Below are 15,294 nucleotides of genomic sequence, written 5' to 3'. Positions count from 1 at the left end.
AAGGTTTACAGCATTAGGCTAACGCGACATATTTTCATGCCGCCTTTAGCCTATCGAACTAATTAAAACTCGCGGTTAATTCTTTCAAAGAAATCTAATAACTGAGCGCGCTCTTGCTCATCAAACTTAGCGGTAAGATCTTGCGTCAACTGCATATGTAATTTGTCATGCTCTTCAAACATGCTGCGGCCGCTATCGGTAAGTTCGACTAAAATAGAGCGCCTATCATTGGCGTGGGGAATACGGATCACGAGACCGGCATCAACCATCTTATCGACTTGAACCGTTAAGGTACCAGTGGTAATACCGATCTTTTGCGCCAACTCTTTCATACGCATAGGGCCGTTTAGCCCCAAGATTTCGACAGTATGCACCTGGGGCAGACTAAAGCCTTTGTCTTTAACAACAGCCATCTCCCAAGACGACAATTTCTCGTAAAACTCGATCATCGCATGATTTAAATTCTCGTCTTGTTTTGCCATTAAATAAGTTCCTAGTCTGTATCGACTTATTGTGCCTGAGTAACAGGATTCACTTCAATAGTGACATGAGATAAGCGCTCAAAATCTGCTAGTTTCCCTCTAAAATATCCTGCGTCCTTGGGGCTTTCAACGTTAATAACCATACTTGCAGCATAATGGTCTGCACTGATTTTCCAAACATGTAGATCGATAAGCTGAGCACTCTCTTGATCTATCGTCTGTTTAATCTGTTGCATGTAGGTTTGCTCGATACTCGCATCTAGCAATACCGGGCCAGTTTGTTTTAAAAGCCCCCACGCCCAACGACTAATAATCAATGCACCTACGATTCCCATAACAGGATCAAGCCAAGTCAAACCAAAGTATTTACCCATTAACAACGCACCAATTGCCAGTAGCGACGTCAACGCATCTGCTAACACATGGAAATATGCCGCTTTTAGATTATGGTCTTCGCCGTGATGTCCGTTATGACAGTGATCGTGACTGTGGTTTTCATCAGAGTGATGGCAATGTTCGTGTGAATGACCATGGTCATGGCTATGGTGATCCTTCAATAAAAATACACTGACGACGTTCACAACAAGGCCAATAATCGCAACCAATATTGCCTGATCAAAATAGATCTCATGGGGGTTAAATATACGTACGCCTGACTCACCCAACATCACTAATGCAACTAAGCCTAATGCTATCGCACTCGTGTAGCCTCCAAGGACACTTACCTTTCCTGTCCCGTAGGAAAATTCCGCCGAATTTGCATGTTTACGCGCATATCGGTAGGCGAATAAAGTAATCATAAATGCGGCGGCGTGTGTGCCCATATGCCAACCATCGGCGAGTAAGGCCATAGAGCCATAAACAGTACCAGCAATAATCTCTGCCAGCATGGTTACTATCGTCAACACTAATACATAGGCAGTGTTACGCTCTCCTGCACTATTTTGAGTCGAAAACTTCTGCTTATGGGCACAGTTCGCTGCCGCCTGTTCACCATGGATCATAAATAACACCCTTGAATCATTTTAATTTTAACGTTTAGCCATCAATACCACGGCTATTGTTTGATACTTTGCAATCTTTCTATTTATTACTAAGCCTAGTCAACACGGAGTCGGTGGCTAGCAAGGTAAAATCAAAGTTTGACAATCAACTTACTCGTGTAACGAATAATTTGATTATCAAACTAAGTTTGCGCTTTTGAAGCTGGTAACACAAGGGAGGGAAAGTATTATGTGATCTTACGCAGTCTCTCGTTGATACAAACTGATACCGAACGGCGTATGAAGTTTTGCTTACTTGCTGTAAGTCAGGCGAACTTTAGCCAAACCTCACAGTCATAATGGGATAGCAATTCCTGAGAGCTAAAACAACACACTTTATATGTGTTGTCATCATCAGCGTTGTGCCTAGTTTAGGCCATATTATTTTTTTTTTTACTTTTTTAACCCTTTTTGAAAACGGCCACGTTTATAGAGGTATTGAACACAGACAATACCTTTTTATTTTGGAGATTTTATGACTTTATTCAATACTGGTAACACGCGTTTTGCTCGTACACTTTTGGCTTCTTCTTTGATTCTTTCAGCCTTTTCATTCAATGCCAGTGCCACTAGCCCTGCTCACCCATCTGGAGTTAATCAAAATATGATCAGTGCGCAAATGTATACCGTTAATGACTACAGTGCGACAGAAGAGACCAAGATGTTTCCTGCGCCACAAGCAGGTCAAGTCCAGCACATATTGACCCTACCTAAACTAGATAATGAAGCTGACTACAAGGTAGAGATCCAGATCGGACAAACAAAGATGGTCGACTGTAACAAGCATGGATTAAATGGTGAGCTCAAACAGCACTCAGTGAAAGGATGGGGCTATAACTATTATCAAGTGGACACGATTAGCGAAGGTCCTAGCACTATGATGGCCTGCTTCGATCAAGCTAAGACAGAAAAGTTCTTGCCGATCCGTGATGATCTGATGCTGAAATACGATAGCCGCTTACCTAAAGTATTCTATCTACCGGAAAATACTCAGGTGCGTTACCGCGTATGGAAAGTCGAGTCGCCATTTAGCTACTCAGGTGAAGCGGCTAAATAATCATTTTGCCCTAATGGCTTATTAGGACTTAGATATAAAAAAAGCTACCTTAGGGTAGCTTTTTTATGCGAGTGATTTGCTTTAGTAAATTAAGATAATTAAGACTTCAGTGCCCCAATCGCTTCTTTACATAAAGCGGTAATGCGGTCCCAATCGCCCTGCTCCATCGCATCTGTTGGCGCAATCCAGCTACCACCAATACAATCGACATTCTTAAGTGCCAAGTAATCTTTATAGCTACTTGGGGTAATGCCGCCTGTTGGACAGAAACGAATATCAGCAAGTGGGCCAGAGAAGGCTTTAAGCGCATTCACACCACCTGAAGCTTCAGCTGGGAAAAACTTAAAGTTTGTGTAGCCCAGTGCCATTCCTTTCATCACTTCTGAGATGCTAGCTACGCCAGGAATGAGCGGTGTTGTGCCTTGCATTGCGGCCTCTAGCAGCTCAGTGGTTGCACCAGGGGTAATAACAAACTGGGCACCGGCATTAATTGCCTGCTCAAGTTGCGCCTTATTTAAAATGGTACCCGCACCAACTAATGCTTCAGGCACTTCTTGAGCAATCTTAGTGATCGCTTCAAGCGCGCAATCGGTACGCAGTGTAACCTCTAATACCGAGATCCCACCCGCTACCAGCGCCTTAGCAAGCGGCACTGCATGTTCAATCTTATTGATCACCATGACAGGAACAATAGGGCTGCGTTTAAAAATATCTTGTGGCTGTATCGACCAGTTATTCTCAAGCATTGCGTTACTCTTCCTTAAACTCTAATAGTGTTCATCAATTGCACTAGTGCTTCGGGCACCAGTTTCAGGACTGCTTAAACTGGCGCGTAGTGCACCAAAAAGCTCTCGTCCCATTCCATAACTTGTTTTTTGCAGATCGACTTTATCAGCGACTCTTGCATTTAGCTCAGCTTCATCGACTAACAGTGATAGCTCACCCGTTGTCGCATTGACTCTAACTAAATCGCCACTATGGATCTTAGCAATCAAACCGCCATCTAGCGCTTCTGGTGTTAAATGAATCGCTGCAGGCACTTTACCCGATGCGCCAGACATACGGCCATCGGTTAGCAAGGCAACCTTGAAGCCTCTATCTTGAAGCGTACCCAGAATTGGCGTGAGCTTATGTAGCTCAGGCATGCCAATCGCTTTAGGGCCTTGGCCTTTAACCACTACTACACAGTCTTTATCTAGCTCGCCGGCTTTAAATAACGCTTCAAGCTTGTTCTGATCATCGATAACAACAGCGGGTGCTTCTACGATGCGATGCTGCTCTTGTACCGCTGAAACCTTAATAACGGCGCGGCCAAGATTACCTTTAAGTAACTTTAAACCACCATTATTTTGGAACGGTGCATTAAGCCCAGTAAGCACTTCGGTGTCTAAACTTGTGTGTGGTCCATCGACCCATTTTAGCTCACCATCACGAATTTGTGGCTCTTGGGTATAACGCTTAAGACCAAAGCCTGCGACGGTATCGACATCTTCATGTAGCAAACCACCATCAAGCAGTTCTTTTATTAAGAACGCCATGCCACCAGCGGCGTGGAAGTGGTTGATATCGGCATGACCATTAGGGTAAACACGTGCAAGCAGTGGTACCGCATCAGACAGCTCAGAGAAGTCGTCCCAGTTGACAATGATGCCAGCGGCGCGCGCCGCAGCGACAATGTGCATAGTCAGGTTTGTCGAGCCGCCCGTTGCCAATAGTGCAACAATGCCGTTAACAACAGATTTCTCTGATACGACTTTACCGATAGGCGTATATTGGGTGCCCATCTCGGTTAAACGGCAAACCTGTTTAGCCGCAGTCTTACTCAATACATCACGCAGAGGATCATCAGGGTTTACAAAAGAGGAACCCGGTAATTGAAGCCCCATGACCTCAAGCATCAACTGATTGCTGTTAGCCGTGCCGTAGAAGGTACATGTACCCGCACTGTGATAAGACTTAGACTCGGCCTCCAAAAGTGCAGCTCTGTCAACTTCACCTTGAGCGTATTGCTGACGAATACGTGCCTTCTCTTTGTTTGGAATGCCCGACTTCATCGGGCCTGCAGGCACGAAAAGCATAGGCAGGTGACCAAAACTTAACGCACCAATCAATAGACCCGGCACAATCTTGTCGCATATACCAAGTAGCAATGCACCGTCGAACATATTGTGTGATAAGCCTACTGCGGTACTCATAGCAATCACTTCACGGCTTAATAGACTCAGCTCCATTCCTGGCTGTCCTTGAGTCACACCGTCACACATTGCAGGCACGCCACCGGCAACTTGAGCCACACTGCCCACTTCATTACAGGCTTGCTTCAACATGTCTGGGTATTCACCATATGGCTGGTGAGCAGACAACATGTCGTTAAATGAGGTGACAATGCCGATGTTGGCCTTATTCAATTGCTTGATTGAAGACTTGTCACTTGGATTACAAGCGGCAAAGCCGTGAGCCAAGTTTCCGCAACTTAGCGCACTACGGTGAACCCCTTGGTTTTTAGCATCATCGAGCGCCGCTAAATATTTAGCGCGGGAATCTTTGCTTCGTTCAATAATTCTGTCGGTAACAGATTGTACAACGCTGTGCATAATTACTCCTTAAGCGCTCCAGTAAACATCAACAGGTGTTTTATGCTGTCCGAGTACGGCTCGGATCGGCATTTCACGACAGTCATCGTTTGCTAGTGCTTGTCGGTAAACATCAAGTTTTTGCTCACCAACGATATGTAGATAAATTTGACGGCTAGCTAAGATCGCAGATTTTGACAAAGAGATCCTCGAATGCGGTGCGTTGCCCGGTTTTACCGCAACACACAGATCACTTGTCGTTAATGCGTTATCGAGTTCAGCTTGTGCTGCGCAAGGAAACCAAGAGCAGGTATGGCCATCATTTCCCATGCCTAGTACAACGACATCAAATGGCTTTGGAAAACTGCCAAGTTGTTCAATGGTCATGTCACAGCCCTCTTCTGGCGAAGAGTACATATTCTTTAAACCGCGAAACTTTGCACTGGCAGCTCTGTTTTTAAGCAGATGATTTCTCACCAAGCGCTCATTTGAGTCGCTATGTTCAGGGCTTACCCAACGTTCATCGGCAAGAGTGATAAACACATCACTCCAGTCGATCGCTTTTTTGCTCAGTAGTTCAAACAACTTAAGCGGCGTTGAGCCACCGGATACAATCAGGCTAGCCTTACCGCGAGAATCCACCGCTTCTTGCAGTTGATTGGCGATACGCTCAGCCAGCTGAGCCTCCAGTGCTTCTTTATTATCAAATGATTTGAAAACCGTTTCTTTAATCATTGGATCCCCTTATTCGTCCCAAGAACGACCGTCTTTAGTGATAAGCGCAACAGAGGCTACTGGGCCCCAAGTACCAGCTGGATAAGGTTTTGGCTTTTCATCAGTCTCTTCCCATGCCTGAATAATGCCATCTACCCAGCTCCACGCTTGCTCAACTTCATCACGGCGCACGAATAACGCCTGATTACCAAGCATAGCTTCGAGCAACAAACGTTCGTAGGCATCAGCAATGCGCTCGTTCTTGAAAGTCTCAGAGAAACTTAAGTCGAGCTTGGTCGTTTGTAGACGCTGTTTTTCGCCAAGACCTGGCACCTTGTTTAACATCTGGATTTCAACCCCTTCATGAGGCTGTAATCGAATAGTCAATTTGTTTGGTGGCAGGTTACGGTAGTTCGAGCTGTACAAGTTATGTGGTGGGTTCTTAAAGTACACCACAATTTCAGAACTCTTAAACGGCATACGTTTACCACTACGAAGATAGAAAGGCACGCCAGCCCAGCGCCAATTATCGATGTCTACACGCAGTGCAACAAAGGTTTCAGCGTTTGACTGAACATTCGCGCCCTCTTCCTCTAGGTAACCCGGAACCGGTGCACCTTTTAGGAAGCCTGAACTATACTGGCCACGAACCGTATTTTCGTAGATATTGTCGGCATTAATTGGACGCAGTGACTTAAGTACTTTTACTTTTTCATCACGGATATTGTCAGCGTCTAAGTTAACTGGCGGATCCATTGCAACTAAGGTCAATACCTGTAGTAGATGGTTTTGGATCATATCGCGCATCTGACCCGCTTTGTCGAAATAACCCCAACGGCCTTCGATACCCACCTCTTCGGCAACAGTAAGCTGTACGTGATCGATAGTACGGTTATCCCATTTAGAGGCGAAGAGTGAATTAGCGAAGCGCAGTGCAAGGAGGTTTTGTACCGTCTCTTTACCTAAGTAATGGTCGATACGATAAACTTGGCTTTCTTCGAAATAGGCTGAGACTTGATCGTTAATGATGCGAGAGCTTGCGAGATCGGAACCGATAGGTTTTTCTAAAACGACACGAGAGTCTGGGAAAATGAGGTTTTGTTCGTGAAGGCAACGACAGATATCACCGAAAATAGCGGGCGGTGTGGCGAAATAGCTCACCATGACACGTTTTTCTGGCTCGAGAATATCATGGAAAGCTTGATAGCCTTCAGACTCGGTAAAGTTAGTGCCTACATAATGACAACGGTCTAAGAAACGATTCATCGTCTCTTCACAAAGCTCGTCTTTAACAAAAGTCGTTAAGGCGTTTACCACCAGTTCACGGTATTGTTCTTGACTAAACTCATCTTTTGCAACGCCTAGTATTTTTGTATCAACATTCAGCAAATTAGCTTTATCAAGCTGATATAAAGAAGGAAGTAACTTACGCTTGGCAAGATCTCCCTTGGTACCAAATAGAACAAAATCACAAGCTTTGGCTTTAGGTGTCGTAATGCCCATCGCTTCAAAATCTCCTTTTGACACTGTGCCCCATCATTTTTGATGAGTATTCACACGTTTGTTGTAATATAACAACACAAATCACTAATTGCATCTAAATTTTATAATAAACTTCAAGTTAGGCTATTAGGTATGTTACGCCATAATCTGATATGCTTTCGTGATAAAATTACTAAAAATTATCGTGTTTGTACCTGTTGTCATTATAAATTAATGTAGGCCATAGCGCTCTGTAATTAACGGTAATCAAACGACAAATTCAAAACTTCAGTAAAATATAATAAAGCTACATTACTATTGAGTGGACGTACGCATATGAATACCCTAGAAAAGGTGCAGAAAAGCCTTACCCATTTTAGTAAATCTGAACGTAAAGTTGCAGAAGTAATTTTATCCTCGCCGCAAACCGCGATTCACTCGAGTATTGCGACGCTGGCTAAGATGGCAGATGTGAGTGAACCGACTGTTAACCGTTTCTGCCGTCGCCTTGATACCAAAGGCTTTCCAGACTTTAAACTCCACTTGGCGCAAAGCCTAGCTAACGGTACCCCATACGTTAGCCGTCATGTTGAAGAAGATGATAGCCCTGATTCGTACACCACTAAGATTTTCGAATCTTCAATGGCCTCTTTAGATACCGCCAGACAAAGTATTGACACTGCTGCAATCAATAAAGCCGTCGATGTGTTAACTCAGGCTAAGAAAATCTCCTTCTTCGGCTTAGGGGCTTCAGCATCAGTGGCTCATGATGCACAAAACAAATTCTTCCGCTTTAATGTACCTGTCATCAGTTTCGACGATGTTCTTATGCAGCGCATGAGCTGTATAAACAGTAATGAAGGCGATGTCGTGGTATTGATCTCTCATACAGGTCGTACTAAATCGCTTATCGACATTGCTAAACTTGCTCGAGAAAACGGGGCAGCGGTTATTGGTATTACCGCGCGTAACTCACCACTATCAACCGTCTGTACACTTCCGGTAACAATGGAAGTACCAGAAGATACCGATATGTACTTACCTATGGCTTCACGTTTAGCACAATTAGTTATAATTGATGTGCTAGCGACAGGATTTACACTCAGACGAGGTCCTCGTTTCCGTGAGAATTTGAAGCGAGTAAAGGAAGTGTTAAAAGAATCAAGAATAGACAAAGATCCAGTTCTGTAACTGACTTTCTACATGATTTTAGGCAATTCAGCTTAGATTGAATTGCCTGTTTTCAGATTTATGTTGGAATAGGTCACAAAATTAAAAACTTGAGTTAGATCATTTTGTTCGTAATTTTACTACATTAAAGGGTATTGTCTGTTAATATAGGGTCAGAATTTTTTAAACTTAACGGAGTATGTCATGTTCCGCAGAACCAAAATTGTAACAACTTTGGGTCCAGCCACCGACCGTGATGACAACTTACGCCGCATTATTGCTGCCGGCGCTAACGTTGTTCGCTTAAACTTCTCTCACGGTGCACCAGAAGATCATAAAAAACGTGCAGACGATACACGAGCGATTGCAAAAGAGCTTGGTGTTCATGTTGCTGTTTTAGGCGATCTACAGGGTCCTAAAATCCGTATCTCAACTTTCAAAGACAACAAAAAGGTCATGCTAGAGCTTGGTCAAGCTTATACCCTTGATGGTGATCTTGCGAAAGGTGAAGGTGATGAGAACCAAGTCGGTATCGATTATAAAGAGTTGCCACAGGACGTGAGTCTTGGTGACATCTTAATGCTCGATGATGGCCGCGTTCAATTGCGCGTAGAAAGTGTTGAAGGTAACAAGGTTCACACTACTGTGACTGTTGCCGGCCCTTTATCAAACAATAAAGGCATCAACAAGCAAGGCGGTGGCCTTTCAGCTGCAGCGCTAACTGAAAAAGATAAGCAAGACATCATTACCGCAGCAGCGATTAATGTTGACTACCTTGCTGTTTCTTTCCCAAGAAGCGGTGCAGATCTTAACTACGCACGTGATTTAGCCCGTAAAGCTGGCAGCAATGCATTAATTGTTTCTAAGGTAGAGCGTGCTGAAGCCGTGGCTACTGATGAAGCGATGGATGATGTGATCATGGCATCTGATGCTGTGATGGTTGCTCGTGGTGATTTAGGCGTTGAAATCGGCGACCCAGCACTTGTAGCGGTTCAAAAGAGACTCATTAGCCGTTCTCGTCAATTGAACAAGCCTGTTATCACGGCGACTCAAATGATGGAATCAATGATCTCTAGCCCAATGCCAACACGTGCAGAGGTGATGGACGTTGCTAACGCAGTACTTGATGGTACAGATGCTGTCATGCTTAGCGCTGAGACCGCTGCCGGTGACTTCCCTGAAGAAACTGTGAAAGCAATGGCTCAGGTTTGTTTAGGTGCAGAGTCTCACCCAAGTGTTCAAGTATCTAAGCACAGATTGGATCAGCAGTTTACAACTATCGAAGAAACCATTGCGTTATCGACAATGTATGCTGCTAACCATCTTGAAGGTATTAAGGCGATCATTGCACTGACTGAATCTGGTGCAACCCCGCAGATGATGTCACGCATCAGCTCTGCCCTGCCAATTTTTGCCTTGTCTCGCCATGAGTCTACTTTGGCTAAGATGGCGCTGTACCGTGGTGTACAGCCTGTGTACTTTGATTCAACAACCCATGCTCCTGAAGCGGTTGCACAAAAGGCACTCGATACCCTATCACAAGCTGGTTACCTACAAAAAGGTGATATGGCGATGATGACTAAGGGTGATGCGATGGAAACCGTTGGTGGCACTAACACCAGTAAGGTTGTTGTCGTTTAAGCGACGACTCTAATGCCATAAACGATTATGGCTTTAGCTAAAACAAAAAAGGTACGCAATGCGTACCTTTTTTATTATCATTAAAATCTGCTAAAGTTTATCGAACTCATCAACGGCGATGGCCGCTAACCTTAACTCATCGGCTTTCACCAGCTTTTGATGCTCTTCATCGGTGATCAATGAGATCTCTAACGCAGCATCAAATAAGGCCAGAGGCTGCAACTTAGCAGACAAACTGCCCTCTTTCTGTGCACTCTTAAGCTTTTTATACAAGCTTTTACAAGCGTGCTTTGCGATAAATGCATTTTCGACTTCGGCGATACCACCGGTATCTCCCTCAAAATCTGGACAAAGAAATGTCAGTCTGTCACGAGCAGGACCTGGCTGACTCATCGCTTCAGCAAGCTCAATCGAAAGCTTATCACTGGCATCTTTAAAGCGATTACCCAGTGGAAAGATTAATGCTCGAAGCAGTAATGCCACGCCGCGATTAGGGAAGTTACGAATCGCTTCATCGAGCGCTTTGGCTGCTAAATGCAAGCGAGTCGCCATAACATGGCGCACCGCAGGCAAGTCATCAAACTGACGACCGTTATCTTCAAATAGCTTCAAGGTCGCAGAGGCTAAGTAGAGCTGACTTAGCACATCGCCCATGCGAGCGCTGAGCATCTCTTTACGTTTTAGGTCACCACCTAAGATCAACATAGACACATCTGTTATCAGGGCTAAACCTGCTGATAGTCGTGTCATATCTTTATAGTACTGCTTAGTTTCACCACTAACAGGTGATTGAGCGAAACGACTTCCGGTCAAAGCATTACCCAATGCACTAAAGGCATTTCGGCTTGCGTATCCAATATGGCCAAGCAACAAGGCATCGAAACGCTCAAGACCTGCACTGGTATCTTCCATGCCCGCCGCTTCCATCTCTGCCAATACATATGGGTGACAACGCGTTGCCCCTTGGCCAAAGATCATCAGGCTTCGAGTCAGAATATTCGCCCCTTCTACCGTAATAGAGATTGGCAGCGCCATATAACCGTGGCCCAAATAGTTCTTCGGCCCCAATTGGATCCCTTTACCCGACTGAATATCCATCGCATCATCGATCACTTTTCTACCAAGCTCTGTCATATGATACTTAGCAATCGCGGTCACCACAGAAGGTTTAACCTTTAAGTCGATTCCGGTTGCGGTGAGGCGCCTAGCCGCTTCAAGCTGGTAGGTATTGGCGATCACGCGAGCTAACGCTTCTTGTACGCCTTCAAATTTACCTATGTCTAAGCCAAACTGCTGACGAACGGCACTGTATGCGGTCGTTGTCTTGGTTGCCATATGGCCAGAAGCCGTCGATAGAGCTGGCAATGAAATCCCGCGCCCCGCTGATAAGCACTCTACCAACATTCTCCAGCCACGCCCCGCATATTGCGAGCCACCAATAATCCAATCCAGCGGGATAAACACATCTCTACCGCGAGTTGTCCCGTTCATAAACGCCATATTGAGCGGGTTATGACGGCTACCAATCTCAACGCCGTCATGATCGGTTGGGATCAAGGCGCAGGTAATACCGATATGTTTAATGTCACCAAGAAGGCCGTCTGGATCGTACATTTGAAATGCAAGACCCAATACATTAGCCACTGGCGCGAGGGTAATATAACGCTTGTCCCAGTTAAGCTTTAAACCTAGAGTGTCTACACCATTAAACTCTTGGCGACAGACAATACCGGCATCGGGAATGGCGCCCGCATCACTGCCCGCTTCAGGGCCTGTTAACGCAAAACATGGAATTGCACGGCCATCGGCAAGTTGCGGTAACCAGTAATCTTTCTGCTCGCTGGTGCCGTAATGAGTGAGTAGCTCACCAGGACCTAATGAGTTAGGCACCATAACCGTAACGGCTGCACTGACGCTGCGGCTGGCAATTTTACTGACGATGGTAGAGTTAGCGTAGGCGGAAAAAGCCTTACCGCCGTACTTTTTAGGGATGATTAACGCGAAGAAACCTTCTTTCTTGAAGTATTCCCAAAGCTCTGGCGGTAAGTCTTTTCTGTCATTAACGATGTTGTAATCATCAATCATAGTTAATGCGGTCATGACTTGGTTGTCGATAAACTCCTGCTCTTCAGAGCTCAGAGTCGGCTTACCGTAACTGTGCAGTACTTGCCAGTTAGGCTTGCCTCTAAATAGCTCACCCTCCCACCAAACATCACCCGCTTCCATCGCCTCTTTCTCCGTATTGGAGAGCGGTGGCAGCACTTTTTTGAAAAAACTGAAAACAGGACGCGTGATTAACTGCATCCTGATATTTTTAACACTGAATACAACCACTATTGCGATAAGCAATAGTACTAGTAATGTCGTAGCCATAAGTTTTACATTACATCCTTAGTAAGTGGAACGGACACTCCGGCAGACAAATACGGAATGACTTTTCTAATAACAGCTTCAATATCATTGTGCTCCCCAAAGTCAGCTTCTGCAATTTCAGTTAATGCATCGGCTGAGGCCATGGTGAAAACAATCGTACCTAAGGTAAAGTGTAGTCGCCAGAACATCTCCGCAGGCGGAATATGCGGTGCGCTTTGGGCGACAGCCTTCACAAATAGCCCCAAATACTCGCCATAATGGGTGGTGATAAACCAGCGAAGGTGACCTTGGCTTTCTATATAACCACGACCGAGTAACTGCAGGAAGGTTGTGGTACCTTCTGCTCTTAAACTATTAAGATCGAGCAGTGGTGCCACTAAACTTGAGAATATATCGTTTAACGATGCATCGGCATTATTTTTTTGAACTGAAATAATAGCTTCTGCAGCAGCAGGCATAAACACATCGAGGTAACGGGCCAATACCGCTCTAATTAGCTCTTTCTTAGAGCCAAAGTGGTAATTTACAGATGCAAGGTTTACCTCTGCTTTGCTAGTAATTAGTCTTAGAGAGGTCTCAGAGAAACCTCTTTCTGCAAATAATTTTTCCGCAGCATCGAGTATTCTTGTTTTTGTATCGGAGCGATTTGCCATTCCGTTGCCTTTATATCTATTTTAAACACTCGTTTAAATTAAACATTCGCTTGCCCATTGTCAAACAAAATCCCGATATCAGCCAAAACAGCCCCTTAGTTGACATGCCTGTTTTAATCCTCTGTTAATCAGCAACAAAATAAGTAAAATAAACAACACAATAATAACAATGGATGAAAACGATGAATAAAGGCCTAGTTCAGGTTTCTAAACTTTCAGCAGTCATAGCGCTAACACTTGGTGTTGCAGCCTGTAGTAATACCGACGTCGAGAGTACAGAATCAGCCAAGGATAAAACCGTAGAAGCACAGCAGTTTATCAAGGATGCAGAAGCTAAGATGGCCGATCTCTCCATTGAGATTAACCGCTCAGAGTGGATCTACAGTAACTTTATTACTCAGGACACCGCAGCACTTGCTGCCAGCGTCTCTGAAAAGTATACCGCGACCTCGGTCGAGCTCGCGACAAAGTCGGCTCAGTACGCCAACCTGCCCTTAAATGAGTCAGAAAGACGTAAACTCAATATCCTGCGAAGCTCGATCGTTCTCCCCGCTCCGCTTGATCCGGCTAAAAACGCAGAGTTAGCTAAGATCAGTGCTGAGTTAAATGGTTTATACGGTAAAGGCAAATATTGCTTCGAAGATGGCCGCTGCCTAACTCAACCTGAGCTGTCTGCCATTATGGGCGAGTCTAAAAATCCCGATGAGTTATTAGAAGTGTGGCAAGGCTGGCGTGAGATAGCCAAACCTATGCGTCCACTGTTTGAAAGAGAAATCGAGCTTGCTAACGAGGGCGCCAAAGATCTTGGCTACGCTAACCTCTCTGAACTGTGGCGTAGCAATTACGATATGAAGCCTGACGAGTTTTCAACTGAACTTGACCGACTCTGGAGCCAAGTCAAACCGCTATATGACTCACTGCACTGCTATGTTCGTGGTGAGCTTAATGAGCAATATGGAGATGAGGTTGCCCCTGCATCGGGCCCCATCCCCGCTCACCTGCTGGGTAACATGTGGGCTCAAAGTTGGGGCAATATATACAACCAAGTTGCACCACAAGATGCCGACCCAGGATATGATGTCACCGAACTGTTAGCTAAACATAATTTTGATGAGATAAAGATGGTTGAGCAAGCCGAAGGCTTCTTTACTTCTCTGGGATTCGAGCCGCTACCAGACTCTTTCTGGGAGCGTTCTTTATTTGTTCAGCCTGAAGATCGTGATGTGGTTTGCCACGCCTCAGCCTGGGATCTGGATAACCGTGATGATATCCGCATCAAGATGTGTATTCAAAAGACCGCCGAAGACTTTACCGTGATCCATCATGAGCTCGGCCACAACTTCTATCAACGCGCCTATAAAGAACAGCCATTTATCTTTAAAAATAGCGCCAACGATGGTTTCCATGAAGCGATTGGCGATACGGTTGCTCTATCGATTACCCCAAACTACCTAAAGCAAATTGGTTTGCTTGATGAGGTGCCTGATGCGTCTAAAGATATCGGCCTGCTTCTGAAACAAGCGCTTGATAAAGTCGCATTCTTACCCTTTGGCCTAATGATCGACCAATGGCGTTGGAAGGTGTTTAGCGGTGAAATCACCCCAGAGCAATATAACCAAGCATGGTGGGATTTGCGTGAGAAATATCAAGGTGTTAAAGCCCCTATCCCTCGTAGCGAAGCAGACTTTGACCCAGGAGCTAAATATCACGTGCCGGGGAATGTGCCTTATACGCGCTATTTCTTAGCTCATATCTTGCAGTTCCAGTTCCATAAATCTTTGTGTGAAATCGCTGGCGATAATGGCCCAGTCCATAGATGTAGTATCTACGGCAATAAAGAAGCCGGTGCCAAACTTAACACCATGTTAGAGATGGGCCAAAGTAAGCCATGGCCTGAAGCTTTAGAAGTCGTGACAGGCACCAAAGAGATGGATGCCAATGCGGTACTCGATTACTTTGCGCCGCTACAGACTTGGTTAGATGAGCAAAACAAAACGGCCAATCGACAGTGTGGCTGGTAAAGTCGCCAACTAGGCTGGTTATTTTTTGCTAATTGATTCTGAACAAAAATGCCATTTTACTCTCGGGTAAAATGGCATTTTTACA

At 45.1% G+C, this 15,294-nt stretch carries 12 protein-coding genes; 4 read left to right on the top strand and 8 right to left on the bottom strand.

What is annotated here, in order from left to right:
* Window positions 1-62 precede the first annotated feature (62 nt).
* Complete coding sequence (locus JMA39_RS02735) at window positions 63-482, bottom strand: MarR family winged helix-turn-helix transcriptional regulator (protein ID WP_202720277.1); 420 nt, start codon at window positions 480-482, stop codon at window positions 63-65.
* Between the two features lie 26 nt (window positions 483-508).
* On the bottom strand, window positions 509-1,486 hold the full coding sequence (gene dmeF, locus JMA39_RS02730; RefSeq protein WP_202720276.1) for a CDF family Co(II)/Ni(II) efflux transporter DmeF: 978 nt from the start codon (window positions 1,484-1,486) through the stop codon (window positions 509-511).
* Window positions 1,487-2,000: 514 nt separating this feature from the next.
* Here dmeF and eco point away from each other — a divergent pair.
* On the top strand, window positions 2,001-2,582 hold the full coding sequence (gene eco / locus JMA39_RS02725) for a serine protease inhibitor ecotin (protein WP_202720275.1): 582 nt from the start codon (window positions 2,001-2,003) through the stop codon (window positions 2,580-2,582).
* A gap of 98 nt (window positions 2,583-2,680) precedes the next feature.
* Here eco and JMA39_RS02720 read toward each other — a convergent pair whose 3' ends face one another.
* From JMA39_RS02720 to zwf, 4 genes are read right to left on the bottom strand one after another with little or no spacing between them, the layout of a single operon-like run.
* Complete coding sequence (locus JMA39_RS02720; protein ID WP_202720274.1) at window positions 2,681-3,328, bottom strand: bifunctional 4-hydroxy-2-oxoglutarate aldolase/2-dehydro-3-deoxy-phosphogluconate aldolase; 648 nt, start codon at window positions 3,326-3,328, stop codon at window positions 2,681-2,683.
* Window positions 3,329-3,349: 21 nt separating this feature from the next.
* Window positions 3,350-5,176, bottom strand: coding sequence for a phosphogluconate dehydratase (gene edd / locus JMA39_RS02715; RefSeq protein WP_202720273.1), 1,827 nt, complete (start codon window positions 5,174-5,176; stop codon window positions 3,350-3,352).
* Window positions 5,177-5,185: 9 nt separating this feature from the next.
* Window positions 5,186-5,890, bottom strand: a complete 705-nt coding sequence (gene pgl / locus JMA39_RS02710; RefSeq protein ID WP_202720272.1) for a 6-phosphogluconolactonase — start codon at window positions 5,888-5,890, stop codon at window positions 5,186-5,188.
* Window positions 5,891-5,899: 9 nt separating this feature from the next.
* Window positions 5,900-7,372 carry a glucose-6-phosphate dehydrogenase gene (zwf, locus tag JMA39_RS02705; protein ID WP_202720362.1) on the bottom strand — a complete coding sequence of 491 codons (1,473 nt, stop codon included), beginning with the start codon at window positions 7,370-7,372 and terminating at the stop codon, window positions 5,900-5,902.
* A 315-nt stretch (window positions 7,373-7,687) separates the two neighbouring features.
* Between zwf and JMA39_RS02700 the strand changes: the two genes are divergently transcribed.
* Together JMA39_RS02700 and pyk are read left to right on the top strand one after the other, a co-directional pair.
* The gene (locus JMA39_RS02700; protein WP_012277045.1) at window positions 7,688-8,542 is read left to right on the top strand and encodes a MurR/RpiR family transcriptional regulator; all 855 of its coding nucleotides are present in this window, start codon (window positions 7,688-7,690) and stop codon (window positions 8,540-8,542) included.
* Window positions 8,543-8,725: 183 nt separating this feature from the next.
* On the top strand, window positions 8,726-10,162 hold the full coding sequence (gene pyk / locus JMA39_RS02695; RefSeq protein WP_202720271.1) for a pyruvate kinase: 1,437 nt from the start codon (window positions 8,726-8,728) through the stop codon (window positions 10,160-10,162).
* Between the two features lie 90 nt (window positions 10,163-10,252).
* Here the strand turns inward: pyk and JMA39_RS02690 are convergent, their stop codons facing one another.
* The gene (locus JMA39_RS02690; protein ID WP_202720270.1) at window positions 10,253-12,535 is read right to left on the bottom strand and encodes an acyl-CoA dehydrogenase; all 2,283 of its coding nucleotides are present in this window, start codon (window positions 12,533-12,535) and stop codon (window positions 10,253-10,255) included.
* Window positions 12,536-12,540: 5 nt separating this feature from the next.
* The gene (locus tag JMA39_RS02685; protein ID WP_202720269.1) at window positions 12,541-13,188 is read right to left on the bottom strand and encodes a TetR/AcrR family transcriptional regulator; all 648 of its coding nucleotides are present in this window, start codon (window positions 13,186-13,188) and stop codon (window positions 12,541-12,543) included.
* Between the two features lie 182 nt (window positions 13,189-13,370).
* On the opposite strand from JMA39_RS02685, the gene JMA39_RS02680 reads away from it, so the two are divergent.
* Window positions 13,371-15,209, top strand: coding sequence for a M2 family metallopeptidase (locus JMA39_RS02680; RefSeq protein WP_202720268.1), 1,839 nt, complete (start codon window positions 13,371-13,373; stop codon window positions 15,207-15,209).
* Window positions 15,210-15,294 lie beyond the last annotated feature (85 nt).

It is taken from the genome of Shewanella schlegeliana, assembly GCF_016765635.1.
Classification (GTDB): Bacteria; Pseudomonadota; Gammaproteobacteria; order Enterobacterales; family Shewanellaceae; genus Shewanella; species Shewanella schlegeliana.
This window is presented reverse-complemented; position numbering and strand designations above follow the sequence as displayed.